The sequence below is a fragment of the Streptomyces specialis genome (genome assembly GCF_001493375.1).
Taxonomy (GTDB): Bacteria; Actinomycetota; Actinomycetes; order Streptomycetales; family Streptomycetaceae; genus Streptomyces; species Streptomyces specialis.
The window spans coordinates 19,169-45,519 of record NZ_LN929761.1; the positions used below are offsets into that span (position 1 = coordinate 19,169).

A 26,351-nucleotide genomic window follows, 5' to 3' on the forward strand; every position below is an offset into this window, starting at 1 on the left:
TCCAGACCGCGTACGAGCGGTCCAAGTTCGAGGCGGAACGGCTCGTGCGGGCCTGGGTCCGCACCCACCGCCGTCCCGCCGTCGTCTTCCGGCCCAGCGGGCTGCTGACCCGGCTCGCCCCCTACCCGGGCGCCCCCGCCCACCCGCTCCAGATGGTCGCCGAGGCCGGCCGGGCGTGCGCGCGGATGTTCCCCGGCGCGCTGCGCCCCGGGCAGCCGCTCACGCTCCGCTTCGGCGGCCGGCCCGGCTCCACCAACCTGCTGCCGGTCGAGCACGCCGCCTACGCGATGGTGGAGGCCGTCCGGCGTGCCGGACGCCCCGACGGCCTGCGCACCTACCACGTCGTCAACGCCCGCAACACGCCGATCCGCACGGTGCTGGAGGCGCTGGGCGAGCACAACGGCGTCCCCGTCCGGCTCGCGCCCGGCCGCCCCGCCACCGCCGCCGAGGAGGCCCTGCACCGGGCGCTCGGCATGTACCTGTGCTGGCTCGGCGTCGACCGCCGCTACGACGACACCGGCCTGGCCCGCCTCGGGCTGGCCTGCCCGCCGCACCTCGCCATCGGCCACGACGACATCCTGGCCGGTCTGCGGCACGGGACGTGACAGCGGCGGCGAGCCGCCCGCCCCGGCGTGAGAATGGCCGGGTGACCAAGCCTCCCACCAGGCCCAGGACAGCCGGGCAGACCTCGTGCGGCGGTGAGATCCGCACCCCGCTGCGCGACTTCCTGCGCACCGAGACGGGCAGCGCCGCCGTCCTGCTGGCCGCCGCGCTCGCCGCCCTCGTCTGGGCCAACGCCGCGCCCGGCGGCTACGAGTCGTTCTGGCGGACCCATCTGTCGGTCCGCCTCGGCTCCGAGGGGGTGTCGCTGGAGCTGCGCGCCTGGGTGAACAGCGGCCTGATGACGCTGTTCTTCTTCGTCGTCGGCCTGGAGGCGCGCCGCGAGTTCGACACGGGCGACCTGCGCGAACGCCGCCGGGTCGCGCTGCCGATGCTCGCCGGCGTCTTCGGCATGCTCGTGCCCGTCGCGATCTACCTCGCGTTCAACGCGGAGGACGGCGCCGCGGCCGGCTGGGGCGCCGCCATGTCCACCGACACCGCGTTCGCGCTGGGCATGCTGGCCGTCTTCGGGTCCCGTCTTCCCGGCGGGCTGCGCGTCTTCATCGTCACCGTCGCCGTCGTCGACGACTTCGTGGCGCTCGGCGTGATCGCCGTCGCCTACAGCGGACGGATCGAGCTGCCGGCGCTGCTGGCCGCCGCGGGTGTCTTCGGCGCGATCCTCCTCGTGCGGGCCCTGCGCGTGCGGCGGGGCGCGGTGTACGCGGTGCTCGCGGTGGTGGCCTGGGTGGCGCTGCTGGAGTCGGGGGTCGACCCGGTCGTCGTCGGCCTGGCGATGGGCCTGCTGACGTACGCCTATCCGGCGGCGCGCGGTGACCTGGAGCGGGCCAGCGGCCTGTTCCGGCTGTTCCGGGAGCAGCCGACGCCCGAGCTGGAACGGTCCCTGCGGCTGGGCCTGGCCACCGCGATCTCCCCGAACGCGCGCCTCCAGAGGCTGTACCACCCCTGGGCCAGCTATGTGATCGTCCCGCTGTTCGCCCTCGCCAACGCGGGCATCACGGTCAACGGCGAGGAGCTGTCCCGCGCGTTCGGCTCGCCGGTGACCCTGGGCATCCTCTTCGGTTTCCTGGTCGGGAAGCCGCTCGGCATCGTCGGCGCCGCGTGGCTGACGACCCGGCTCAGCGGCGGCCGGCTGCGGCCACCCGTCGGCTGGGGCGCGACCGTCGCCGGGGGCACCATCGCGGGTGTCGGCTTCACGGTGTCACTGCTGATCGCGACCCTGGCGTTCGACGGCGACCGGCTCAACGAGGCGAAGATCGGCATCCTCACCGCCATGGTCTGCGCGTTCGCCGCCACCTGGGCCGTCACGGCGGTGATCGGGCTGCTGCCCCGGCAGGCGCGGGCGCGGGCCCTGCTGGGCACGGCCGAGAGCCTCGTGGACCTCGCCGTCCCCGTCGATCCCGACCGTGACCACGTGCGCGGCCCGCTGGACGCGCCGGTCACGGTGGTGGAGTACGGCGACTTCGAGTGCCCGTACTGCGGGCAGGCCGAGCCCGTCGTCAGGGAACTGCTCGCCGGTGCCGGGGACGTGCGCTACGTGTGGCGGCACCTGCCCCTGGGCGACGTGCACCCGAACGCCCAGCTCGCCGCCGAGGCGGCCGAGGCGGCGGCCGACCAGGACGGTTTCTGGCGGATGCACGACCTGCTCCTCGACCACCAGGGCGATCTGCGCCCCGCCGACCTGCTGCGCTACGCCACGGAGATCGGCCTGGACACCGAACGCTTCCACCGGACGCTGCGGGAGCGCGCGGTCGCCGGGCGGGTCGCCGAGCACGTGGAGTCGGCGGACCTGAGCGGCGTGTCGGGTACGCCGACGTTCTTCGTCAACGGGCGGCGGCACCACGGCGCCTGCGACAGCGAGAGCCTGTCCGCCGCGGTCCGCGCGGCCCGCGAACGCGCCTCGCTGACCACCGGGTGAGCCCGGCCCCCGGCGGCGGCGCCCCGCCACGGTCCCGGCGCGCGCGGTCCCGAACGTCCGACGCGCGGCCGGTGGCCCAGCGCGTCGCGGATCGCGGTCCGGCCCACCCCGCACGCGGCCGCATCCTCGTCGGTCGGCTCGGTCCCGCCGCCGGGCCGGCCGCCCGCGCGGACCAGCTCCACGCGGCGCGCGTGGTCGTCGGGGTGCGGCCGGTCCCGCACGTCGGGCCCGCCGCCGCGCAGCGGCACGAGCCGTTCGGGGAACCGGCGGGGGCCGAGGGCATCGGAGCGCCCGGGTGACCCGTACGTCCGGGCCGTGGGCGCGGCGGTACGACGGGTCGGCCGATGGGCGGACGCCTGGGACGCGGCGCCGGGGGAGCCGGGCCGCGGACGGCGAGCGGGTGGTGGGTGCCCAGCGCGTTGGGGGTGACGAACTCCCGCGCGCCGCAACGGTCCGCGTGTGACGCGGCGGCGCAGCGCACGATCCGGTGCGTCCGGCGACCGCGGAGGCGACAAGGTCGGCGTCGCCGATGACGCCGCGCACGGAGCGGAATCCGGGACGGCCGCGTACCGGGTCGAGGGCGGCGGGCTCCCCGGGCAGGTGACGGGGCGACATCGCCCGGACGGTCCGGGCCGAGCAGCGTGCGGACGCAGGGCGAGCCGACGAACCCGGCGCCGCCGGTGACCAGGATCCTGGTGGCGGTCACGGCGGGTCCGCCGGGGGCGGCTCGGGTGCGCCGGGGTGGGCGCCCCCTGTACTCGGTGTGCGCCCCACGTCACATGACGGAGTCACGTGTCCGCGCGCAACCGGTTCCGGCGGGGTATCCACGGCGAGGTGCCGTTCATACGTTTGATTCCGGCGGCGGTGCCGCCGCGTACCCCGCGAGACGAAGGCTCTTCTGCCCGTTCCGTTCGCGCCCCACCCCAGGAAGCACCCCAGGAAGGAAGGCACCATGGACACGCGGACCGCGTATGTCATGGACCCGACAGCTCGCGACGTGGCCGCCGAGGCCGCGCGCCTCCGGCGGATCGGGGACGTGGTCCCGGTGGAACTGCCCGGCGGCATCACCGCCTGGGCCCCCACCCGCCACGCGCTGCTGAAGGCGCTGCTCACCGACGACCGGGTCAGCCGGGACCCCTGGCGGCACTGGACGCCGTGGCGCGACGGCTGGATAGACGCCCACCCCGAGACCCACTGGATCCACACCTGGGTCGGTCTGCGCAGCATGATCACCGCCTACGGCCCCGACCACCGGCGGCTGCGCGGGCTCGTCGCCCCGGCGTTCACCGCCCGCCGGACGGCCGGGCTGCGGCCCGCCGTCGGGCGGCTGCCCGCCGGTCTCCTCGACGGCCCCGACGCGCTGCCGCCGGGCGGGCCGGTCGATCTGCGCAAGCGCTTCGCGCATCCGCTGCCGATGGGCGTCATCTGCGACCTGCTCGGCGTGCCCGGGGAGATGCGGCCCGCGCTGCGCCACTTCTTCGACGCGATCATCGACACCACGCTGCCGGGCGAGGAGGCGGCCCGTGTCCTGGGCGGTCTCAGAGCCGCCCTGGCCGATCTGGTCGCCCGCAGGCGCCGCGAACCCGGCGACGACCTGACCAGCGCCCTGATCGCCGCCCGCGACGACGGCGACGGTCTCACCGAGAACGAACTGGTCGACACGCTGCTGCTGATCGTCGGCGCCGGTCACGAGACGACCGTCAACCTCCTCGGCAACGCCACCGTCGCCCTTCTCTCCCACCCCGAACAGCTCGCCCTGGTCCGGGCGGGCCGCGTCCCGTGGACCCACGTCATCGAGGAGACGCTGCGCTGGGCCCCGTCCGTGGCCCACCTCCCGCTGCGCTTCGCCGTCACCGACATCGACATCGCCGGGGTGACCATCGGCGCGGGCGAGGCCATCCTGGGCACCTTCGGCGCGGTCGGCTGGGACCCCGACTTCCACGGCCCCGAGGCGCACCTGTTCGACGTCACGCGCGAGCCGAGCAAGCATCTCGCCTTCGGGCACGGCGCCCACCACTGCCTGGGCGCGCCGCTGGCCCGGCTCGAAGCCCTCGTCGCGCTCCCCGCGCTGTTCGAGCGCTTCCCCGGCCTGGCCCTGGGTCAGCCCGCGGCGAGCCTGGAGCCGTACCCCTCCTTCGTCACCCACGGCTACCTCGCCCCGCTGGTCCGCCTCGGCTGAGCCGACAACTGTTCGCTTCAGCGAATAACGGTCGAGCGGCAGATCCCGGCGCGCGCCCCCTCGCGCGGCCCGCGACGGCGGGTGCGCGCCCGGTTCCCATTCGAGGCCCGTACAGGTGCTCCACCCCACGGAACCAGCCGAACTCCTGTGGGTGAACGGCGCGGGGGAGATCCCGGGGAAGGTCACGTCGTCTTATTGACGTGTCTGCCCACTGACTCTACGTTACCTGGCGGGCGTCAGGGCAAGGCCGGCCCGCCCGTCCCCCGGGCGTCCCGCACACGGCTGTGCGTTCGCACACAGGAGGCGTCATGCGCAAGTCAGCCTGGATACTCACCGGAATCGCCACCCTGCTGCTGGCCGCCTCGGGCGTCCTGCGCCTGGCGGTCTACCCCCATCTCGCGCAGATCCCGTCCGACGTGGACGTCACCCTCCAGTACGCCGGCACCGCCGACATGCTGGACGCCGCCGCCGTCGAGTCGGGCGATCTCGCCCACGCGCTCCTCACCGACGTGCCCGTGACCGTCGACCGGCGGGTGCGGGTCGTGGACACCAGCGGACGCACCGCCGTCTTCTCCGACCTCAGAGAGCTGAGCGACGCGGACGGCGTGGTGCTGCTCGACGTGGAGGAACGCTGGGCCGTGGACCGCCGCACCTTCGAGGAACGCCCGGCCCCGGACGGCTCGGGGGTCGCGCCGCACGAGGGCCTGGTGATCGGCTGGCCGCTCTCGCCGGACCAGGAGGACTACCCGTTCTGGGACGCCGCGACCGGCACCCGGGTCACCGCCGTCTACGCCGGGACCGAGACGGTCGAGGGCCGCACCGCCCACCTCTACACCGTCCACGCCGAAGGGCCGCTGAACGAGACGGCCGCCGCCGCGTTCCCCGAGGCCCTGCCGAAGGAGGCCGTGAGCGGCATCGCCGCCGCCCTGCCCGAGGACCGGCGCCCCGACCCCGCCGCGCTGGACGCGCTGCCCGACACGGTTCCGCTGACCTACGCGGCGACGACCGACCTCCAGGTCTGGGTCGACTCCACGACGGGCACCGTGCTGGACACCACCCAGCACCAGACGTACGTCGCCCAGGTCGCGGCGGGGCCGGAACCGGTCGCGCTGGCGCCGGTCAGCGACCTGGACGTGCGGCTCACCCCGGAGAGCGTGCGGAGCCAGGCCGACGACGCCGCGTCGGCGGCCCGCGCCCTGTGGCTGCTGCGCACCGCCGGACCGCTCGCCCTGCTGACCGCCGCCGTCGTCCTGTACGGCGTGGTGGCCTGGAACGTGTGGCGGGCCCGCCGCCGGGCGGACGCGTAGGAGTACGGTCGCGGGCATGCCCGACTACTTCGCCGGGGATCCCCGCGGCAACTGGGAGCGGATGCTCGCGGGGGACCTCTATGTTGCCGACGACCCCCAGATCAGCCGCCAGGCGCGGCGCGCGGTGCGTCTCGCCGCCGCCTACCTGTCCGCCTACGCGATGGACGCGGAGGCGGCCCGGCCGATCCTCGCCGAGCTGATCGGCGACCTCGGCCCCGGCGTGCATGTCAAGCCGCCGCTCTTCGTGGACTACGGCACGCACATCACGATCGGCGCGGGGACGTTCGTCAACTACAACCTCACCGCCCTGGACGTCGCCCCGATCACGATCGGCGCGCACTGCCAGATCGGCCCGGGCGTGCAGTTGCTGACCCCGACCCACCCCTTGGAGCCGGGGCCGCGCCGCGACGGGCTGGAGTCCGCCCGGCCGGTCACCATCGGCGACAACGTCTGGCTCGGCGGCGGGGCGATCGTGCTGCCCGGCGTGACCGTCGGTGAGAACAGCGTCGTCGGCGCCGGCTCCGTCGTCACCCGCGACATCCCGCCGGGCGTCGTGGCCGTGGGCAACCCGGCCCGGGTGATCCGCTCGCTGTAGCCGGGCGGCCCCGGCGTGGCCCGGCGCCGCCCGGCGGGGTGTCAGGGGGCGAGCGCGAGGGGGATGCGGCGGTAGCCCCGGTTGCCCAGACCGGGGTGGCGCTCCGGCGGCTCGGTGAGGGTGATCTCCCGGTAGCCGGACAGCAGTCGGCCGAAGAACACCTCCGTCTGGAGGCGGCTGAGATGGGCCCCGAGGCAGAAGTGGATGCCGGCGGCGAAGGACAGGTGCCCGGCGCCGCCGCGTTCGATGTCGAACGTGTCGGGGTCGGCGAACCGTTCCGGGTCGTGGTTGGCGGCGCCCAGCAGCGTCATCACCCGGTCTCCGGGGGCCAGTTCGACCCCGGCGAGGGTCACCGGCTCCAGCACCGAGTGCGCGTCGAACTGGGCCGGGGAGTCGAAGCGCAGCATCTCCTCCACCGCGTCGGGGATGAGTTCGGGACGGGCGCGCAGCCGGTCGAGCTGCTCGGGGTGGTCCAGCAGCGCGCACAGCCCGTTGCCCAGGAGGTTCGCGGTCGGTGTGTTGCCGGCGCCGAAGAGCAGCAGGGCGGTGGCGATCATCTCCGTCTCGTCCAGGGCGCCTTCCTCGTGCGACCCGGCCATCCGGCTCAGCAGGTCGTCGGCGGGCTCGGCGCGCTTGCGGGCGAGGAGCCCGGTGAAGTACGCGGCGAGGTCCACCTGCGCCTGGGCTCCCCGGGTGAGGGCGGCGGCGTCGGCGGCCGGTTCCATCAGCAGCCCGAGGTCGTGGATGACGGGGATCAGCCCGGCACGGTCCCCGGCCGGGATACCCAGCAGTTCGGCGATGGTGTCGATGGGCAACGGGACGGCGACCCGCTCCTTGAAGTCGGCGCCCGGCTCGGCCGCCAGCGCGGCGAGCAGTTCGTCGGTCCGGCGGGTGACGACCGCCCGCAGGCCCTCCACGTGCCGCCCGGTGAACGCGGAGCTGACCAGGCGGCGCAGCCGGGTGTGGTCCGGCGGGTTCGACAGGATCATGCTGCGCTGCATCAGCTCCATCACCGGGCGCAGCACGTCCTCGGAGACCACGCCCAACTGGAGGCGCAGCCACTCGTCGCTCTTGCCCAGCGCCCGGTGGCGCAGCGCGGCGTCCACGTCGCGGTAGCGGCTGAGGACGAGGGTGCCGTCCTCGGTGAGCAGCGCCCCGGCCCGCTCGCGCAGCTCCCGGTACACGGGGGAGGGGTCGTCCAGCGGTTCGGTCATGAGCCGCAGGAACAGGGCCCTCGACTCCGGGTCGGTCGCGGCGGTGGTGGTGGTTGTGGTGGTCGTGGTGGCGGCGGGCCCCGCGGACAGCCGGGCGGCGAGGCGGTGCTTGAGCACCTTGCCCATGACGCCGCGCGGGAGGTCGTCCGTCACGAGGTAACGGGCGGGCCGCTGGTGGGGGGCGAGCCGTTCCTCGGCGAACCGCCGTACGGACTCCAGGGCCCCGGCGTCGTCCGGGTCGGTGAGGACCACCCCGGGCGCCGGGGCCCGGGGACGGCGCTTTCGCGCCCCGGACGCGTGTAGCCGGTACGTGGACGGCAACAGGGAAGACTACGGGGCAGCCGGCGGGGTGGCGGTAGAGCACGCCCTCGACCTCGATGGTCGAGAACAGCCCGCCGGCGGTGCGGATCGCGTCCGACTCCCGGTCGAACAGGTGGAGTTCGCCCCCCTCGTCCACGAACCCCAGGTCGCGGGTGCGGGTCCACTCGTCCTCCAACTGCTCGTCGCGCTCCGCGCCCTCCAGGAACAGCCGCTTGGGCGCGGCGCAGCGCAGCCAGATCTCGCCGATCTCGCCCTGGGCGACGGGCTCGCCGTCCGGTCCCGCGACCCGCAGCTCGGTGCCCTTGGCGGGGCGGCCGACCAGCAGCGGGCGGGCCGGGTCGAAGGTGGTGGTGATGACGGCGGGAACGGCCTCGCGGGCCGCGTAGACGCTGGTGACCTTGGCGTTGGGCATCATCCGCGTCAACTCCTCGGCTATGGAGGGCGGCAGCGGCGCCGAGGCGGTGGCCAGGGTGTCCACGCAGGACAGGTCGTGGCGCTCGTGCAGCGCGGCGGCGGCCATCCTGATCCCGATCCACGGGGTGAACATCACGGATTTGATGCCCAGTTCGGTGACCAGCTCGGCCATGCGCTCCACGTCGTCCACGGCGCACAGCACCAGGGTCGCGGGGGTGCTCAGCGCGATGGAGAGGGTGGTGGCGCTGGACGTGGTGCCCAGCGGGATCGGCGCCAGCAGCGGTTTCGGGTCGCCGAGCTGGCGGAAACCCTCGGGTCCGCGGCCGAAGGTGAGGTTGCCGTGCGGGGTGCTGATCGCCTTGGCGCGGCCGGTGGTGCCGGAGGTGTAGAGGATGTCGGCCAGGTCGTCCGGCCGGATCTCGGTCTTGACCTCGCCGCCGTCCCCGGTGGCGAGGTCCGCCACGGTGGCGGTCCAGCCGGTGAACCCGGCGGGCGGTGCCAGCCCCGCGCCGTGCACCACGCCGGTCACCTCGCACTGCGCCATCCTGCGGGTCAGTTCCTCCGGGTCGGTGCCGCTGTGCAGGTGGACGGCGGTGGCGCCGGCCGTCATGACGCCGAGGTAGGCGACGGCGTAGTCGATCCAGTCCAGGCCCCCGAACAGCAGCGCGATCCGGGTGCCCTTGGGGGTCTCCCGGTCCAGCAGGCCGCGGGCGACCTGGTTGGCGCGGCGGTACCAGGCTCCGTAGGAGAGGGTGGCGCGGCCGTCGACGTTGATCGCGATCTGGTCCGGGTGGTGCTCCTGCCGCAGCCGCAGCAGATCGGGAACGACCAGTGCGGACGGGGAATCGCTCATGGCGGCACTCCTCGGCTGAGTCGGACGGGGCGGCCCCGGGACCAGCCGAACCTAGCCGCCGCCCCGGCGGCCCGGCTGTTCACGATTGAGCACGCCGACGGGCCGCCCCCGGCCGCGCCGACGGCACGGTGGGGACGGCCCGCCACGGGGCGCCGGGACGCGCCGGTCAGCTCCCGCCGCCGACCAGACAGAACGGGTGGCCCGCCGGGTCGAGGTAGACCCGCCACCGGTCGCCGGGCTGGTGCTCGGCTTTGCTGCCGCCCAGTTCGAGCACCAGCGCCTCGGCCTCGGCGAGGTCCCCGGCCTGGAAGTCCAGGTGGAACTGCTGGGGCACGTCCTGGCCCGGCCACACCGGCGGCCGGTAGTCCGCCACGCGCTGGAAGTTGACGGCGAGGCCCCCCTCGTGGCTCAGGCCGGCGAACTCCTCGGTGCTGTACGTGATCTTCATGCCGGTCAGCCGGTGATAGAAATCGGCCATCGCGACCGGATCGGCGCAGTCGAGAGTGACGCCGTACAAGGAGGTCGGTGCGGTCATGGAAACGGCTCCGCTCGTGAGGCGGCCGGGTATTACCGGCCGGATCTGATCCGTCCCGGAAGAGGGAATCCTCCGGAAGTGCCACGGCATGGCGACCGGGCGCGAAGGCCACCCTAGTGGGCGCGCGATCGGCGGGCATCCAGAACGCGGAACATGCCTGCCGGATTCATCGCGAACAGAAGACGAACAGGAAAGTGCCCCGGCCCGCGAGCGTGGCCGCGGGCATTCGGCATGTGATTCACTGACCCCGTGGCTCGTGACGAAGAGATTCTGGAATTCCCCACGGTCGAGGCGCTGGAGGAATGGCTCGCGGAGCATCACGCGACCTCGGACGGCATCTGGCTGAAGATCAGGAAGAAGGTCCCCGGGGTCGCCTCCCTGGACTACGCGCAGGCGCTGGACGCGGCGCTGTGCTTCGGCTGGATCGACGGGCAGAAGGACAAGCTGGACGACGTCCACTGGCTCCAGCGGTTCACGCCCCGCCGCCCGCGCAGCCGGTGGTCCCAGGTGAACCGGGAGAAGGTCGCCGCCCTGATCGAGCAGGGGCGGATGAGGCCGCCGGGGCTGGCCGAGATCGAGCGGGCGAAGGCCGACGGCCGCTGGGACGCGGCCTACGCGGGCTCCCGCAGCGCCTCGGTCCCGGACGACCTGGCCGCCGCCCTGGCGGCGTCCCCGGCGGCGGCCGAGTTCTTCGCCACCCTGGACAGCCGGAACCGGTACGCGATCCTGTACCGGGTTCAGGACGCCAAGAAGCCGGAGACCCGGGCGCGGCGGATCGAGAAGTTCGTCGGGATGCTGGCCAACGGGGAGAAGATCCATCCCTGAGCCCGGCCGCCGCGGCCCGCGCCGTCAGGCGCCGGTGGCGAGCAGCGCCTGCAGTTCGGGGGTGTACAGCTCGGAGACGGGCCGGACGCCGGCCACCGTGTCGAAGTACCGCTGCGTCAGGTCGGCGCTGGTGCTGACGGCCCGCAGCAGCGCGCGCCGCTGCTCGCGGGCGTCGGTGCCGGCCACCAGCAGCGTCCCCCGGTAGGCGTCGGCGAGCTGCGCGTCGCGGTCGGCGCCGTAGGCCGCGAGGGCCTTGTCCAGGTGCCGGGGGTCGTGGAGCCCGGTCCCGACGTGGCCGGTGAGCAGCTCCGCCTGGAGGAAGGCGTCGCCGATGCCGCGGGCCGTGATCGAGTCCTTGTGGTGGCCCGCGTCGCCGACCAGGGCCCAGCCGGGGCCCGCGGCGGTGCGGAAGAAGTTCTGCTGGTCGCCGGTGCCGCGCAGCCGTTCGGTGGTCGCGGCGCCCTCCAGCCTCGCCCACAGCGCGGGCGCGTTGTCCCGCACGCACGCCTCGTAGTGCGTGGCGGCGGCGGACCGGACCTCGTCGAAGCGGTCCTGGGGGAAGTAGGCGGAGACGAGCACCGCCCCGGCGGTGGGGACGGCCGAGACCCAGCCGGTGGGGCCCTCGTACAGCTCGAAGTCGGCCTCGACGCCCGCCCAGAAGGTGTAGTAAGCGCAGGTCAGCCGGGGGTGTTCGGTCGTCTTGCCGGCCCCGGCGAGGCGCGCGACGGTGGACCGCATCCCGTCGGCGCCGACCACCAGGGGGGCGCGCGCGGTGAACGGGCCGGTGCCGGGGGAGGTCGCGACGACGCCGGTCACCCGGCCGTCCTCGACGAGCAGTTCGCCGACCGGGCAGCGGTCGCGGAACTCGGCGCCCGCCGCGACCGCGCCGTCCACCAGGATGCGGTCCAGCTCCCGGCGGCGTGGGGCGTAGGCGGTGGAGACGCCGTCCACGGCACCGGCGCAGCCCTCCACCCGGACGTCGCCGAGCGCGTAGACGACGTGGTCCAGCGGGGGGCAGCCGGTGGCCCGTACGGCGTCGAGCAGTCCCCAGCGGCGCAGCCGGGCGACGCCGGGCTGCTGGATGTAGAGCGTGGACAGGGTGTCGGCGGGGAACGCGGCGCGTTCCAGCAGCAGCACCCGGTGGCCCGCGCGGGCGAAGAGCATGGCGGTGGGGGCGCCCGCGCAGCGCGCGCCGACCACGATGACGTCGTACTCCATGGAGGTCACCTCTCCGGCGCACCGGTCGCCAGTGTCGGGAGGTGCCGAGGCTACGGTCGGGGCGCGGTGGCCGGCCGCACAGTTTTGAGCGTGCCCGCCGGTGCGACCGCCGGGGCACGCGCGGGTCAGGGGCGGCGGACCAGGGGCATGATCAGCGCGTCCACGACCTCGACCAGATACGCGTCCTCGACCGGTCCCGGGCCGCCGAGGAAGCGGCGGACCAGCATGGCGGGGCCGATCTCGGCGACGAGCGGGCTGATCGCCCCGGGCCGGATCTCGCCGCGCGCCGTGCCGCGGTCCAGGATCTCGCGGAAGATGTTCTCCCGGGCGGCGAAGACCCGTTCCTGCACCAGCCGCACCAGCGGCCGGTCCCGGTGGATCTCGGCGAGCAGGCTCTGCACGGCGCGGCCCACCGAGGAGTTCAGCACGGCGGTCTTCTGCCGCAGGTGCTCCAGCAGGTCGTCCCGGACGTTGCCGAGGTCGGGTGTCTCCTCGGGCGCGGGCAGGGCGTGGTCGAGGGCGTCGACCACCAGATCGGCCTTGCTGGGCCAGCGGCGGTAGAGCGCGGCCTTGCCGGTGCGGGCGGCGACCGCGACCCCCTCCATGGTCAGCCCGGCGTAGCCGACGGTCTCCAGCTGGTCCACGACCGCGGCGAAGATGGCGTGCTCCAGGGCCGCGCCGCGCCGCCGGCCGGCTCTGCCGTCCTGTTCGGGGGACATCTCCCACCTCCCGCGCGGAACGACAGTGAACGGTTGCGTTCCTAATCGCGCTTCGCTAGGGTCGGTTCTCAGTGAACGGCAACGTACTCTATTTGCCCGCTCAGCGGAGACGAGGGTAGCCGATGTCCGTCAGCCCGACGACGTCAGGACGCGGGGCCGCGGCCCCCCGGCCGGGGAACCGCGAGGGGGCGGCCCTGGCCGTCATCGCCCTGGCCCAGCTCATGGTGGTGCTCGACGCGACGATCGTGAACGTCGCGCTGCCCCGCATGCAGGACTCCCTCGGGTTCACCACCGAGGACCTGTCCTGGGTGGTGAACGCGTACACCCTGGCCTTCGGCGGCCTGCTGCTGCTCGGCGGACGGATCGGCGATCTGGTCGGCCGCCGCCGCGCCCTGATCGGCGGGCTGGCGCTGTTCGGCGCCGCCTCCCTGTTCGGCGGCCTCGCCCCGTCGGGCGGCTGGCTGCTGGCGGCGCGGGTGGCGCAGGGCGCCGGGGCGGCCGTCATCGCCCCCGCCGTGCTGGCGCTGATCGCCACCACCTTCGCCACCGAGGAGGCCAGGACCCGCGCGTTCGGCGTCTTCGCCGGCGTCTCCGGGGCGGGGGCCGCGATCGGGCTGCTGGCCGGCGGGCTGCTGACCGAATGGCTCTCCTGGCGCTGGGTCCTCTTCGTCAACGTGCCGGTGGCGGCGCTGCTGGCGCTGGCCGCCCCCCGCAGCGTCGCGGAGTCGCCGCGCGGCACCGGCCGCTTCGACCTGGCCGGGGCGTCCACGTCCACGCTGGGCATCGGCGCGCTCGTCCTCGGCTTCATCACCGCCTCGCAGGACGGCTGGCGCCGCCCCGGCACCCTCGGCGCCTTCGCCGCCGCCGTGCTGTTGCTGCTGGCCTTCGTCGCCGTCGAGCGCCGCACCGCGCAGCCCATCACCCCGCTGCGGCTCTTCGCCGACCGCGACCGCGGCGGCATCTACGTGGTGGCGCTCGCCCTGACCGGCTCGCTGATGGGCCTGTTCTTCTTCCTCACCCTCTTCCTCCAGAACACACTGGCGTACAGTCCGCTCGAAACGGGCCTGGCCTTCCTGCCGGTCAGCCTGTCCATCCTGATGGTCGCGGGCCTGGTCACCGGCCTGCTGCCCCGGATCGGCCTCAAACCGCCCCTGGTCGCCGGCGCGGCGCTGCTGACCGGCGCGCTGCTGTGGTTCTCCCGGATCGACGCCGGTACCGGCTACCTCGACGGGCTGCTGGGGCCGATGCTGCTGTACGGCGTGGGCACCGGTCTGATCTTCATGCCGCTGACCATGATCGGTGTCTCGGGCGTGGAGGAACGCGACACCGGCGCCGCCTCCGGGCTGCTGAACACCACCCAGCAGGTGGGCGGCGCGCTGGGCCTGGCCATCCTGGTCACCGTCTACGGCACGGTGACGCGGAACGAGACCGGCGACCCGCGCGACGTGCTGGCCGAGGGCGCCGCCTCGGGGTTCCTGGCCGCCGCCGTCTTCGCGGTCGTGGCCCTGCTGGTCTGCCTGGTGGTGATCCGCCCGGACCGGTCGGCGCTGGACGCCCCCGTTCTCGTGCCCCCGGCCCCGCAGGCGCCGAAGACCGCCGTGCCGGTGGAGGCGGTGGAGGCGGCGGGGGAGCGGGACCACCGGCCGGGTCCCGCGGGACGCGGCCCGCGGCAGGGCGCGGCGGCGCGCAGCCGTTCCCGCACCCGCGGCTTGAGGGCCTTGCCGGTGACGCCGCGCGGCAGCGCGGGCCAGGCGTGGACGTGGGCCGGCACCTCGCCCGGCCGCAGCCGCCCGGTCAGGAACGGGCGCAGCTCCGGCAGCGCGCCGGGTTCGCGCAGCACCACCACGGCGTGCGTGGCCGGCGGCCCGCCGTCCGGCCCGGTCACCGCCACCACCGCCGCCTCCAGGACGGCGGGGTGCTCGTACAGCGCGGCCTCCACGGCGACCGAGGAGACCCGGTCCGGTCCCTCGCCGAGCACGTCCTCGCGCCGGTCGAACAGGTACAGGTGCCCGTCGGTGTCCTGCCAGCCGAGATCCCCCGTCCAGCGCCAGCCGCCCGCCCGCGCCCGCGCCTCCCGCTCCGGGTCCAGATGGCGGCGCGGCGGCGCCGCCGAACGCAGCCGGATCTCGCCCACCGCCCCGGGCGGAACGGGCCTGCCGTGCTCGTCCACCACGCTCAGCTCGGTGCCCGGCGCGGGACGGCCCAGGGAGGCGGGACGCTCGGGGTCGAACGTGTTGACCACCACGGCCGGGACGGCCTCCGACTGGGAGTACGCTGTGCTGAGCGTGGCCTTGGGGAACAGCCGCAGCAGCCGCCGGGACACGGCGGGCGGCAGCGGCGCGGAGGCGATCGCGATCCGCTCCACGGAGTCCAGGGCGTGCCGGGTGTCGAGACCGGACGCGATCATGCGCAGCGCCGTCCACGGCGTGATCATGACCGAACCGATCCGGTCGGCCTCGATCAGCGTGCCCATCCGTTCCACGTCGTCGACCGGGCTCAGCACCAGGGCGGCGGGCGAGGTCAGCGCGATGATCGCGACGGTGGTGGCGCTGGACGTGGTGCCCAGCGGCATGGGCGCCAGCAGCGGCGCCGGGGTGCCGAACTGGAGCAGCCCCTCCGGTCCCCGGCCGAAGGTCAGGTTGCCGTGCGGGTTGGTGAACGCCTTCGCCGGGCCGGTGGTGCCCGACGTGTACAGCACGTCCGCGATATCGCCGGGCCGCAGCTCCACCCCGGGCGGGCGCTCGTCGCCGCTGTCGAGACCGGTGACCGTCTCGGCCCACCGCACCCCGGAGTCGGGGGGCGGCGCCAGTCCGGCGCCGTGGATCACGCCCCGCACGTCGCACTGGCGCAGCCGCCGCCGCTGCTCGGCCGGCGCCGCCCCGGCGTGCAGGTGCACCCCGGAGGCCCCGGCCGACCGCACCGCCAGATAGGCGACGGCGTAGTCGGTCCAGTCCATCCCGCCGAACAGCAGGGCTATCCGGTCGCCCCGCCGGACGCCCGCCCCGAGCAGCCCCCGGGCCACCCGGTTCACCCGGCGCCGCCACCGGCCGTAGGTGATGCCGCTCTCCGTCCCGTCGCCGCTCACCACCCGCAGCGCCACCCGGTCGGGGAACCGCTCCGCGCGCAGCCGCAGCAGATCCGTCACCCCCGTCCAGCTCGGCCCGGCGACGGCCCCGGGGCCGCTTTTTCCGTTCTTTTCGACGCTCATATCGGCTCCTGCGTGGAGGGCGCGGGAAAAGGAGGATCACCAGCACATTAGGGAGGACCGGGCGAGGGGAACCGCTCATTATTGAGCGACCGGACGACGGGGTCGCACAGTAATGTCCGGCGGGGTGCGGAAGGGTGCCCCGAGATTCGGGAAGGGAGATTTCCTCATGCCCAAGCGAGCGATTTCCTCATGGGACACGAAATCCTGGGTGGAGAAGAACTACTACGAGCCCGAGCAGGGATTCCCGCTGATCCGGGCCGATGTGCGGCGCTCCTTCCAGGGGGACGTCGAGGGGCACGGCGAGGCCGTCCTGCTGTGCTGCCGCCCCGGCGAGACCCGGATGGGATACGTGGCGACCGAGCACATCGAGGCCCGCGTCGAGGGCCGCTCCGGCACGTTCGTCGTCCAGCACGCCGCCGCGATGGGCACCGACGAGCCGCAGAGCGTCGGCTATGTGGTGCCAGGCTCCGCGACCGGGGAACTCGAAGGACTCAGCGGCACCGTCGCGTTCGACCACGACGAGGAGAACAAGCCGCGTTTCGTGCTGGAGTACCGGCTGCCGTGACCGGTGCCGGGCGCCGGGCAGGCCAGGTGCCCGGCGCCCGCCCGGTCAGCGGGCGATCATCTCCAGCGCCACCGCCGGCCGGCCGCCGAACCGCTCCCCGACCATCTTCGCGTAGGCCGTCATCGGGGTCCGCACGTCCGTCACGGGCGGTGTCAGGCCCAGCAGATACGACCGGTGCGCCTCCAGCGACGCGATCCCGGCCTCCAGGCCGTCCGTGACGTCCACCGCGTGGGACGGCTCGGGCGAGTTGGCCATCACCACGTACTTCACGCCGTTCCAGGGCTCAAGGTCCGGGTCGGGGAAGATCCAGCGGTTCCCCGCGTCGCCGAGCGCGTCCAGCAGTGCCCGCCCGGTGTGCCGGTGATCGGGCGTGTTCCACTTCCCGGTGGCCGTGGTCTCCCGGTGGTTGAAGCCCAGCACCACCTCGGGCCGGTGCCGGCGGATCGCCCCGGCCAGCTCCCGGCGCAGCGGCAGGCCGTACTCGATCGTCCCGTCGCGGTGGTCGAGGAACTCCACGTCCCGCACCCCCACGATCCGGGCGCTCTCCCGCTGCTCCGCCTCGCGGAGCGGGCCGCAGCGCTCCGGCGGCGTCCCGTCGATGCCCGCCTCGCCCCGGGTCAGCAGCAGATAGCGGACGGTCTTCCCGGCCGCCGTCCAGGCGGCGACGGCGCTGGAAGTGCCGAACTCGATGTCGTCGGGATGGGCGACGACCGCGAGCGCGCGCTCCCAGTCGTCGGGCATGGGCGTGAGGTCGGTGGTCATCGGGCGACTCCTGCTCGTGGTGAACCGGTGCTTCGGGTGTCGGTGTCTCGTCGGTCGGTGTCTCGCGCGTCGGTGTCTCGTACGTCGGGGCCGTGGGCGGCCGGGCGCAGCTCGCGGGCGATCGTCCGCAGCAGCGCGTCCGGGTCGTCCTGGAGATAGAAGTGGCCGCCGGGCAACGAACGCGCCCGGAACGGGCCGGAGGTGACCCGCGACCAGGCCGCGGTCTCCGCCGAGTCCGCCTCCGGATCGGCGTCGCCCACGAAGGCCGACACCGGGCAGGCCAGCGGCGGACCCGGCAACGGCCGGTACCCGTCGTTGAGTTCGAAATCCGCCCGCAGGGTGGGCAGGAACAGCCGCAGCAGCTCCGGCTGTTCCAGCACCTCCGGGGGCGTGCCGCCCAGCGAGGCCACCGACGCGGCGAACGCCTCGTCGTCCAGCGTGGCCCACGAACGGCGCCGCGCCGGGAGGTGCGGCGCGCGGCGGCCGGAGACGAACAGGTGGCGCGGTGGCCGCCCGTCCGCCGCGCAGCGCCTGGCCGCCTCGTAGGCGACGGCCGCGCCCATGCTGTGGCCGAAGAACGCGAACGGCAGGTCGTCCAGCCACGGGCGCAACGCCTCCACCAGCGGCGGAATCACCTGCTCCATCGTGACGCAGGGCAGCTCCCGCAGCCGCGCCTCCCGCCCCGGCAGGACCACCACGCACACCTCGATCCCGGCCGGACCCGTGTGGGGCGAGCGGCGCCATCCCCGGTAGAAGCCCGCGCCGCTCCCGGCGTGCGGGAAGCAGAACAGCCGCGCCGTCGCCCCGCCGCCGACGGCCCGCGCGGGCGGCGGCACCAGCCACGCACCGCTCATCGCTCGTTCCCCCCTCGCCGTGTCATGTGCCGGGCGCGGCCAGCACCACGGCGGTGTGGATGCCGCCGAGGCCGAAGCCGTTGGACAGCGCGAACGGGATCACCGCCGCGGCGGTCTCACCGCGCGTGAACCGCAGGTCCGCGGTGATCGGGTCCGTCAGCCGGGGCTGGGGGTGGACGAAACCGCCCCGCATCTGCGCGACCGTCGCCACCGCCTCCAGCACCCCGGCCGACGCCAGGCAGTGACCGGTCAGCGCCTTCGTGGCGTTCACCCACACCCGGCCGGCGGCCGGGCCGAGCACCGCGCGCAGGGCCGCCGCCTCGGTCCGGTCGCCCAGCGGCGACCCGGTGCCGTGCGCGCTGACATACGCCAGGTCCCCGGCGGCGATGCCCGCCCGGTCCAGCGCGGCCCGCATCACCCGCTCCTCCGCCGCCAGGCCCGGATCGGCCAGGCTGTTCCCGGCCAGCCCGGAGGCGCCGCCCGCCAGCCTCGCCAGCGCCGGAACGCCCCGGGCGCGGGCGGACCCGGCCGTCTCCAGCACCACCGCCGCCGCGCCCTGGCCGTCGACGAAGCCGCGGTGCGCGGCGTCGAACGGGCGGCAGCACGGCGGTTCGCCCGGCGCCGCCGCGGGGTCGGCCAGGGCGCCCAGTTGCTGGTAGGCCCGCCGTTCCAGCGCCGACAACTCGGCGGGCGGGCCCACGACCAGGCACACGTCGGCGTCGCCCGCGGCCAGCAGCCGCGCCCCCGCCAGCAGCGCGGCGTTCCCCGACGCGGAGGCCGCGCCGACGGTGTGCCCCTCGCCGTGGACGCCCAGCACCTCGCTGAGGACGCCGACCTGGTCGGTGTCCTGCATGCGCAGCGCGACCCGGCCGGACAGATGGTCCAGCCGGCCCCGCGACCGTTCCCGCTCGCGCTCCACGTGCGCGCCGGTCAGGTTGTTCCCGGCCACCACCAGCGCCACCCGGTCCGCGGGCGGCGGCGCCTGCGCCATCCCCGCCCGCGTCCACGCCTCGACCGCCGCCACCAGCGCGGCGCGCACCGGGAGCGGCGCGCGGCGGGCGATCCGCGCGGCGGCCCGCACCCGTTCCGGCGCGCCGTGCCGCTCCAGCAGCTCAGCCAGGGCGAACTCCGGCAGCGGCGCCGCGCTGTCCGGCTCCTTGTCCGTGCCGCCGGGCGCGGCGGCCGGGCGGAAGCCGTCCCGGCCCGCACGCAGCGCGGCGGTCAGCGCGGGCACGTCCTCGCCCAGCGAGCACAGCGCGCCCGTCCCGGTGACGAGGACACCGCCGCTCATGCGGCGTGGCGCGCCAGCAGCGCCACCAGGGCCCGCAGATCGCGGGCGTCCTGGAAGTCCATCACCGGCACGGTGATCCCCAGATCGGCCATGGTGAGGGTGACGACCTCGGCCCGGTCGATGCTGTTGCAGCCCAGATCGGCCAGGGAACGGTCCAGGGTGACGGCGGCGGGATCGACGTCGTCCATCACTTCGCCCACGTTGCGGCGCACCGCCGCGAAGATGTCCTCGTGTCGCATGGTCGGCTCCTCGGCTGGACCCATCGGTCCTAGACCCACTCGTAGGTGCGGTGGTAGTTCTTGGTGCCCCGGTGCACGAGCAGCCGGCCGCGGCCCGGATCGGCCGTCAGGAACCGCTCGTAGGGCGCCAGGTCGATGTCGCGGTCGGCGACGGGCAGCAGGCAGCGGCTGTTCCCGGCCAGCAGATCCGTGTACTCGTCGAAGCCGATCGGCACGCGGGCGGCGAGCCGTTCCCCGATCCGCGCCGGGGCGAGCGCCTGCCGCGCCCCCTCGCCGACCAGGCCGCTGAAGAACTCCGAGGCGCAGCCGGAGCCGTAGGAGAACAGCCCGATCCGCTGCGGCGGCGCCCCGGGCGGCAGGTGGTCGATCAGGCTGCACAGCGCCAGGTAGACCGAGCCCGAGCACAGGTTCCCGACCCGGCTGGGGTAGTGCAGCGACGGGGCGACCCGTTCGGCGAAGTCGGCGGCCACGGCGTCCGGCCCGGCGCCGGTCAGCTCCCGGGTCAGCTTGCGGTGACCGGCCTTGACCAGGCCCGCGAACGGCGTGTGCAGGGCGAGCCGGGTGAACGTGGTGTGCCAGTCCGCGTCGGCGACCCGCGACCGGTAGTCCGCGAAGCTCCGCGACAGGCAGTCCAGGTAGGCGAAGAGGGACGCGTCCACGTCGGCGATGTCCCGGTCCGGCTCCGGCCGGGCGGAGTCCAGCGTCTCGTAGGAGTAGAGCCCGAACGCGCCCGGGTCCAGCTCCAGCACCCGCGCATCGGGCCCGATCAGCAGCGCGGCGGCCCCGTGGCCGGTGGCCGGTTCGGCGTAGCCGGCGCGGGCGTCGGCCATCGACACGTCGGTGGCGATGACCAGGGCGCGGGCGCCCGGCGACACCCCGGACGCCAGGTAGCCCGCGGCGAGCTGGAGCACACCGGTCGCGGCGTAGCACGCCTGCTTGACCTCCATCACCCGGCAGTTCCGGCCGAGTCCCAGGTACGCGTGGACGTAGGAGGCGATCGACTTGCTGTAGTCGATCCCCGACTCGCTGGACGTCACGAGGAGTTCGATGCTGTCCCGCTCCTCGGGGGAGAGCGCGTCCACGACCGGCCGGGCCGCGTTCACCGCGTTGCTCACCGGGTCCTCGCACGGCAGGCCCACCGAACGCTCGGTCATCATCAGGTGGTCCAGCCGCGCCGGGTCCAGGCCGCGCCCCGCGAACAGCGCGGGCACCGGGAGCCGGGCGAGCCCGCAGTAGACGTTGATCGCCTCGATGCCGGTCACCGCCGCTCCGCTCCGGCCAGGAAGTCCACCAGGGCGTCGATGTCGGGGAGTTCGGCGAACCGGGCCATCGGCTCGGCGATGCCGAGTCGTTCGATCAGCGTCAGGATGATCTCCACCCGGTCCACGGAGTCGGCGCCCAGCTCCTTCAGGTGCTTGTCCCCGGTCACCGACGCGGCCGGGACGGTCGGCAGGATGGCGCGGACGGTGTCCCGGACCAGCGCGGCCAGCTCCTCGCGGGCGGCCCCGGCCGGGTCAGCGACGTTGTGCGGCACGGCTGTTCTCCTCAGTTCGGCGGTGCTCCAGTCGGACGTGCTGCGTGCAGACGGCGAGGAGCCGCCCGGTGCCGGCGTGCGTCAGGACGACGTTCCACTTTTCTTCCGTCCCCTCCGTCCCCTCGCGCGGCTCGCCGGTCCGGTGCCAGGACGACAGGGCGACACGCAGCACCGTGTCCGGGTCGGCGTTCCCCAGGTAGCAGAGCTGGGTGTCGAGGACGGTGCGGTCGCGGAACAGCGGCCCCGGGCGGCCCTGGTGGTGCCACAGGCGCAGCAGAGCGCTTTCGACGATCGCGAAGTAGGCGGCGAAGTAGAGCAGTCCGGCGCCGTTGATGTCCCGCGTCGGGTCCACCGGGCAGGTGAACTCGTGGCCCCTGACGGTGGGTTCCCAGCCGGGCTCGGCGTCCGGATCGTGGAAGGTGCCGGTGCTCCGCGCCCGCCCGCACGGGATGCGCGGCGACAACGCGGCGGGCAGCCGCGGCAGATGCCCGTGCCGGAACCCGGCCGGTGCCGCGGAGACCAGGCCCGCGTTGCCGCCGGAGGCGCCGCGGCTGATCCAGCGGTTGAAGTTCTGCACGTACATCCGGTCCGGCCGCTGTTCGGTGAAGAACTCCCCGGGGTCCAGCCCCTCGTCGAACGCGTCGTCGCTCGCGGCGGCGTCGGTGGTCCGGGTGACGCGGTGCAGCGTCAGCACCGACTCGCCGCCGTCCCCGAAGACCCGGGAGGTGACGTGGAGCCGGTCCCCGAACCCGAGGGCCGCCGGGTGCAGCAGCCCCCCGGAACGGATCCGGAAGTAGTAGAAGGACAGGTAGCACGGCTGCCCGCCCGGTGTGCGGGCGGTGTAGGCGTCGATGCCGCAGGCGTCGCTGACGGTGTCCCATGTCCAGTCACCGAGCCGCCCGGCGAACTGCGACACCGGCCCGCACATCCCCGGCTTGACGGTGAGCAGCCGGTCCACGGAACCGTCCGCGGCCCGCCGGGTCCGGGTGTGGATCAGCGACGGCGGCGCCCCGGTGCCCGTCACGCGACTCCCTCCTGACCGTTCGCCCCGGCGGTGTGGCGTTCGAGGAACGGCAGCAGCACCGCGTGGAACCGCTCCGGGTGGGTGAGCGCCGGGAAGTGCCCGGCGCCGTCGATCTCGGCGTACTCGGCGCCGGGGATCGCGCCGTGCAGCAGGTGCGCGGTCTTCCTCGGGATCACCGAGTCGTGACGGCCCTGCACCACCAGGGTCGGCACCGCCACCTCCGGCAGCCGCGACAGCAGCGTCGGCTCGTCCGCGAACACGTCGAGGTACCGCAGCCCGATCCGGGGATCCATGCTCTCGCTGCGCAGCAGGACGCTCTCCAGCGAACGCCGCCGCTCCTCGTCCGGCGGGTCGGCGGCCTCGGCCGCGATCCGGTCGAAGTCCTCCTTCAGCACGACGTCCAGCCGGTTCACCTCCCCGATCCGGTTGGCGCACTTGTAGGAGCTGCAGACCAGCGTCAGCGACGCGACCTCGTCGGGATGGCGCAGCGCGTACGCCTGGGCCGTCAGCCCGCCGAACGAGGCGCCCACCAGATGCACCGGGCCGGTGACGCCCAGCGCGCGCACCGCCGCCCGGTGGGTGCGGGCCAGGCCCTCCAGCGTCAGGTCCGCCGCCGCGTCCGAGGCGCCGACGCCCGGCGCGTGCACCACCATCACCCGGTAGGCGTCGGCGAGTTCCGCGAACTGGTGGCTGAACAGGCCCGCGCCGATGTTGAAGGGGTGGACGAACAGCAGCGCCGGGCCGCTCCCCGCCGAGAACACCTCGGCGGTCCCGTCGGGGAGTTCGACCAGCCGCCGCTCCACGGACAGCCCGTGGTCGCGCAGGCCCGCCGCGTTGTCGTTCCCGGCGCGCACGCCCTCGTCCAGGGCCTGCCGGATGTCGTCCGGCACGGCCGCGGCGGGCCGGTAGACCGCCGACGCCGGCGGCGCGCCCGCGTCGGCGGCGACCAGCGCCGCCGGCCGGGGACCCGCGCCGGTGACGGCCTGCCGCCAGGCCGTCGCGATCCGGCTGCCGACCTCCCGGACGTCGGCGGCCGGGAGGCCGACCGGCACCGCCAGGCGGACCAGGGGACGGCCGTCGCCCGTACCGCCGTCGAGGTGCGGAGCGCCGCGCACCCCGGCGCGTTCGTACAGCCAGGCCAGGAACGACGCCACCGCGTGCGGGGCGCCGGGCTCGGCCCAGGGCGTCCGCGACACGTCCAGCAGCACGCAGTGGCCCCCGGCCGGGGCGAGCACCGGCAGCCCGGCCCGCCGCAACCGGCTCCACAGCGTCTGCACCGCCGCCCTGCGCTGCCCGACGTGCGCCGCCACCCACGCCTCGTCGGCGAGCGCGGCGGTCAGCAGGCGGCGCGCGGCCCGGTGCGTCTGATGCCCGCGCGTCGCCAGGTCCTCGCGCAGCCGGGCGGCGAGCGCCGGTTCCGAGGTCGCGACGAGGCCGCCGAAGTCCACGCCGAAGTTCTTCGACAGGCTCATCGTCACCGCGTCCGCCACGGACAGCAGTTCCCGCGCCACGGACCACAGGCCCCGGCCGGGACCGCCGGTCCCGTGGGCCAGGACGGCGGCGGCGTTGTCCAGCGCCCGCGTCGCGTCCAGGACCAGCGGCACCCCGGCGGCGGCGGTGACCTCCCGGACCGCCCGCAGATTCCCGGGGGACAGGGGGTAGCCGCCGTGGGCGTTGGCGTTCAGCTCCAGGCACACCATCGCGACGCCGCCGGGCCGCGCGTCGAGGGCGCGGCGCAGCGCGTCGGGGTCGATGTCGCGGAACGGGTCGCGGGCGTCGGGCCCGTCGCCGGGCGACGCCGGGCCGGGCAGCGGCTCCGGGCGGAAACCGGCCTCGCCCAGACTCAGCAGCAGGGTCGGGAAGAGCCCGTTGTGCGGGACCACGCCGCGCGGTCCGGGCCAGGCGCGGCAGAGCAGCGCCTCGGCGGCCCGCCCGGACGGGGCCGGCAGGACGCAGTCGAAGTCCAGCCACGCCGGCGGCGGCACCTCGCCCGGGGCGCCCGGCGCGTCCCCTTCCGGGACGGGCGGCCGGGCCGCCAGCTCCGCGGCGCGGGCGGCGAGCACGGGCGAGGACAGCTCGGCCCACGAGTCGGTGATCAGGTCGAACGGCACCCGGGTCGGGGCCAGCGCCAGCACATTGTGACCGGCGGCGGCCAGTGCCGCGGCCCGGCCCTCCTCGGTACCGGTGCCCGTGCCCGTGCCCGTGTCCGTGTCCGTATCTGTGTCGGCGGCCGGTGCCCGTACGGGCTCGCTCTCCTCGTCCTCCTCGTCCTCCGGCAGGGCCGGTTCCGGTGCCGGTTCCGGTGCCGGTTCCGGCTGCTCGGCCGGATCCCCGGGCCGCTCCTCCGGCGCGACGGCCGTCAGGTCCGGGTGGGCGATCATCAGGATGACGTCGGCGACGGGCGTGCGCCGCTCGTCGTCCGGCTGGCACAGGAAGATCGGCAGGTCCTCGGTGCCGAACTTGCTCTTGAAGCGGAAGTTGCCCTCCCCGAAGATCCCGACCGACCGCAGCTCCGCCAGGCCGCGTTCCGCCTCGGGGGAGGCGTGCGGCGATTCGGCGATCCGCACCCCGAAGCTGGCGCCGAAGCTGAACACCACGACGCCCTCCTCGCGCAGCCGCTCCATGATCCGGACGATGGCGAACTCCAGGCCGCCGGGCGGCGAATCCGCCGGGTAGAACTCCAGGTCGAGCAGGTAGCCCGGCTCGGAGGGAATCTTCGTCACGATCACCGCGCTCGCCAGCGTGCCGTCCACCCGGGTGAGGAACATCCGGTGCCGCGCGGCCAGCCGCCCCTGCCGGATCTCCTCGCGGACCACGGCCACATAGGGGTTCACCATCTGCTTGTGCGCGCCCCAGCGGTCCATCAGCTCCGCGATCTCGGTGTCCTGCCGCGGGTCGGACCCGACCGGGTACTCCTCGGTGCGGCAGTCGCCGGACGCGGAGAAGCGCCGCACCATGTACCGCAGCTTGCGCATGCCCGGTCCGTCCAGGCTGAACGCGGACAGGTCGTTGAGCCGCTGGATCGCGCCGAACGGTGTCGCCGTCCAGCGGATGCCGGCCTCCTCGGTGATCGGCACGGTGGACAGGAAGTTGGGCCGCAGCCCGTGCCGCCCGGCGTAGGCGGCGTACTCGCGCACCAGGCCCGGCAGCGCCTCGGCGGAGCCGACGTAGCTCCAGGCGAACAGCACGTCGTCGCGCCGCGAGAAGTTGAAATAGCTCTGCCGGTCGCCGCCGAGGAACAGGAACGGCGCGATGTCGCGGCCCGCGAGCCCGCCCTCCTTGGCCCAGCGCCGGTCGGCCTCGGCCACCGCCGCGGCCGTCCGGGGATGCGCGGACAGCCGCCGCTTGCGGATCACGACCGGGGCGGCCCCGCCTCCGGCCGTGACACCGCCGGGAGCGGGCGCCGGGGTGATCGCGGGTGCCTGGGCGGCGGCCCGCAGCCGTTCCCGCGCGGCGTCGCCGTGCCCGGCCAGCAGGTGCGCGGCGAGGCGCTCCACGGTCGGGTGGTCGAACAGCAGCGTCTTCGGCAGCGCCCCGAACCGCTTCTCCAGGGCGCTCACCGTGCGCAGCATGTCGAACGAGGTGAGGCCGTCGTCGGCGAACTCGGTGCCGGGGGTCAGCGGGCGCCCGGCGATGTCGGCGATCAGCGCGGCGAGCGTCTCCTCGGCCTCCCGCGCGGCGTCGCCGGAGGCGTTCCCCTCGTCGTTCTCCTCCTGCTGCCGTGGGGGCTCGGGCTGTCGTGGGGACTCGGGCACCGGTTCGGGGCGGGGCCGCTCGGCGGCGGTCAGCGTGGCCACCACCTCGGCGGCGAGCTGGGCAACGGTGTCGAACTCGTACAGCTCCGACGCCTTGAGGTCGGTGCCGTAGGCGGTGTTGAGTCCCCGGACCAGCTCCATGCGGAAGATCGAGTCCAGTCCCAGCCCGGTGAAGGACGCGGTGTCCGGAATCTCCTCTGCGGGCAGCGCCAGCACCTCGCGCAGCGCCGCGCGGATGCGCCCGGCCACCTCCTCCGCGAGGCCGCCGTCCGTCCCGGCTGCGGGTGCGGTCACCGGTGCGGCGGCGGGTGCGGGGTCCTGTCTCTTTTACCCCTCTGACGCCGGCGACGAAGGGGGCGGGGGAGGGCGCGGGGGAGGCGGCGGGATCGACACGACACGCAGA

General features: G+C 74.8%; 21 protein-coding genes and 2 pseudogenes. 9 read left to right on the forward strand and 14 right to left on the reverse strand.

The window, feature by feature from the left end; translation table 11 throughout:
• The 6 genes from BN2279_RS03390 to BN2279_RS03415 all read left to right on the forward strand — a co-directional run.
• Positions 1–605, forward strand: a 605-nt coding sequence (locus BN2279_RS03390; protein ID WP_199827617.1) for an SDR family oxidoreductase, incomplete at its 5' end; no start/stop codon positions are given.
• A gap of 41 nt (positions 606–646) precedes the next feature.
• Entirely contained in the window at positions 647–2,536 is a 1,890-nt protein-coding gene (gene nhaA, locus BN2279_RS03395; RefSeq protein ID WP_059006275.1) for a Na+/H+ antiporter NhaA, read from the forward strand.
• Positions 2,537–2,607: 71 nt separating this feature from the next.
• Positions 2,608–2,835, forward strand: a complete 228-nt coding sequence (locus BN2279_RS03400) for a hypothetical protein (RefSeq protein ID WP_159037033.1) — start codon at positions 2,608–2,610, stop codon at positions 2,833–2,835.
• Positions 2,836–3,488: 653 nt separating this feature from the next.
• Positions 3,489–4,715, forward strand: coding sequence for a cytochrome P450 family protein (locus tag BN2279_RS03405; protein ID WP_059006279.1), 1,227 nt, complete (start codon positions 3,489–3,491; stop codon positions 4,713–4,715).
• A 308-nt stretch (positions 4,716–5,023) separates the two neighbouring features.
• A complete protein-coding gene (locus tag BN2279_RS03410; protein WP_059006283.1) occupies positions 5,024–6,022 on the forward strand; it encodes a porin PorA family protein in 999 nt (332 codons plus the stop codon).
• A gap of 16 nt (positions 6,023–6,038) precedes the next feature.
• The gene (locus BN2279_RS03415; RefSeq protein WP_059006284.1) at positions 6,039–6,617 is read left to right on the forward strand and encodes a sugar O-acetyltransferase; all 579 of its coding nucleotides are present in this window, start codon (positions 6,039–6,041) and stop codon (positions 6,615–6,617) included.
• A 41-nt stretch (positions 6,618–6,658) separates the two neighbouring features.
• Here BN2279_RS03415 and BN2279_RS28305 read toward each other — a convergent pair whose 3' ends face one another.
• From BN2279_RS28305 to BN2279_RS03435, 3 genes and pseudogenes are all read right to left on the reverse strand, one after another.
• Positions 6,659–8,152 (reverse strand): cytochrome P450, encoded by a 1,494-nt coding sequence (locus BN2279_RS28305; protein WP_199827618.1) that lies wholly within the window; start codon positions 8,150–8,152, stop codon positions 6,659–6,661.
• 286 nt (positions 8,153–8,438) lie between these two features.
• Positions 8,439–9,419 (reverse strand): annotated as a pseudogene (locus BN2279_RS31340) (AMP-binding protein); the annotation flags it as partial.
• Between the two features lie 166 nt (positions 9,420–9,585).
• Positions 9,586–9,954, reverse strand: a complete 369-nt coding sequence (locus BN2279_RS03435; protein WP_199827619.1) for a VOC family protein — start codon at positions 9,952–9,954, stop codon at positions 9,586–9,588.
• A gap of 249 nt (positions 9,955–10,203) precedes the next feature.
• Here BN2279_RS03435 and BN2279_RS03440 point away from each other — a divergent pair, with 249 nt between their 5' ends.
• Positions 10,204–10,779, forward strand: coding sequence for a YdeI/OmpD-associated family protein (locus BN2279_RS03440; RefSeq protein ID WP_234347375.1), 576 nt, complete (start codon positions 10,204–10,206; stop codon positions 10,777–10,779).
• Positions 10,780–10,803: 24 nt separating this feature from the next.
• Here BN2279_RS03440 and BN2279_RS03445 read toward each other — a convergent pair whose 3' ends face one another.
• Positions 10,804–11,997, reverse strand: a complete 1,194-nt coding sequence (locus BN2279_RS03445; RefSeq protein WP_059006290.1) for an NAD(P)/FAD-dependent oxidoreductase — start codon at positions 11,995–11,997, stop codon at positions 10,804–10,806.
• 125 nt (positions 11,998–12,122) lie between these two features.
• The gene (locus BN2279_RS03450; protein ID WP_059006292.1) at positions 12,123–12,716 is read right to left on the reverse strand and encodes a TetR/AcrR family transcriptional regulator; all 594 of its coding nucleotides are present in this window, start codon (positions 12,714–12,716) and stop codon (positions 12,123–12,125) included.
• A gap of 221 nt (positions 12,717–12,937) precedes the next feature.
• Here BN2279_RS03450 and BN2279_RS31345 point away from each other — a divergent pair.
• A pseudogene (locus BN2279_RS31345) lies at positions 12,938–14,038 on the forward strand (MFS transporter); the annotation flags it as partial.
• 80 nt (positions 14,039–14,118) lie between these two features.
• On the opposite strand, the gene BN2279_RS31350 reads toward BN2279_RS31345, so the two are convergent.
• A complete protein-coding gene (locus tag BN2279_RS31350; protein WP_407702184.1) occupies positions 14,119–15,924 on the reverse strand; it encodes a class I adenylate-forming enzyme family protein in 1,806 nt (601 codons plus the stop codon).
• 166 nt (positions 15,925–16,090) lie between these two features.
• On the opposite strand from BN2279_RS31350, the gene BN2279_RS03460 reads away from it, so the two are divergent.
• Positions 16,091–16,489, forward strand: coding sequence for a DUF3224 domain-containing protein (locus tag BN2279_RS03460; protein ID WP_159037034.1), 399 nt, complete (start codon positions 16,091–16,093; stop codon positions 16,487–16,489).
• A gap of 45 nt (positions 16,490–16,534) precedes the next feature.
• Here BN2279_RS03460 and BN2279_RS03465 read toward each other — a convergent pair whose 3' ends face one another.
• The 8 genes from BN2279_RS03465 to BN2279_RS03500 are packed head-to-tail and all read right to left on the reverse strand — an operon-like array spanning position 16,535 to position 26,242.
• Positions 16,535–17,251, reverse strand: a complete 717-nt coding sequence (locus BN2279_RS03465) for a PIG-L deacetylase family protein (protein WP_059006294.1) — start codon at positions 17,249–17,251, stop codon at positions 16,535–16,537.
• Positions 17,248–18,105: a thioesterase II family protein gene (locus tag BN2279_RS03470; protein WP_079031796.1), complete on the reverse strand. Its 858-nt coding sequence runs from the start codon at positions 18,103–18,105 to the stop codon at positions 17,248–17,250. Before BN2279_RS03470 ends, BN2279_RS03465 begins: the two co-directional genes overlap by 4 nt.
• Positions 18,106–18,127: 22 nt before the next feature.
• Entirely contained in the window at positions 18,128–19,396 is a 1,269-nt protein-coding gene (locus tag BN2279_RS03475) for a beta-ketoacyl synthase N-terminal-like domain-containing protein (RefSeq protein ID WP_059006295.1), read from the reverse strand.
• Entirely contained in the window at positions 19,393–19,635 is a 243-nt protein-coding gene (locus BN2279_RS03480; RefSeq protein WP_059006296.1) for a phosphopantetheine-binding protein, read from the reverse strand. Before BN2279_RS03480 ends, BN2279_RS03475 begins: the two co-directional genes overlap by 4 nt.
• A 29-nt stretch (positions 19,636–19,664) precedes the next feature.
• Positions 19,665–20,897: a hydroxymethylglutaryl-CoA synthase family protein gene (locus BN2279_RS03485; protein WP_059006297.1), complete on the reverse strand. Its 1,233-nt coding sequence runs from the start codon at positions 20,895–20,897 to the stop codon at positions 19,665–19,667.
• Entirely contained in the window at positions 20,894–21,169 is a 276-nt protein-coding gene (locus tag BN2279_RS03490) for a phosphopantetheine-binding protein (protein WP_059006298.1), read from the reverse strand. Before BN2279_RS03490 ends, BN2279_RS03485 begins: the two co-directional genes overlap by 4 nt.
• A complete protein-coding gene (locus tag BN2279_RS03495; protein ID WP_079031798.1) occupies positions 21,150–22,193 on the reverse strand; it encodes an LnmK family bifunctional acyltransferase/decarboxylase in 1,044 nt (347 codons plus the stop codon). Before BN2279_RS03495 ends, BN2279_RS03490 begins: the two co-directional genes overlap by 20 nt.
• On the reverse strand, positions 22,190–26,242 hold the full coding sequence (locus BN2279_RS03500) for an alpha/beta fold hydrolase (protein WP_059006300.1): 4,053 nt from the start codon (positions 26,240–26,242) through the stop codon (positions 22,190–22,192). The genes BN2279_RS03495 and BN2279_RS03500 overlap by 4 nt, the downstream gene beginning before the upstream one ends.
• Between the last annotated feature and the right edge of the window lie 109 nt (positions 26,243–26,351).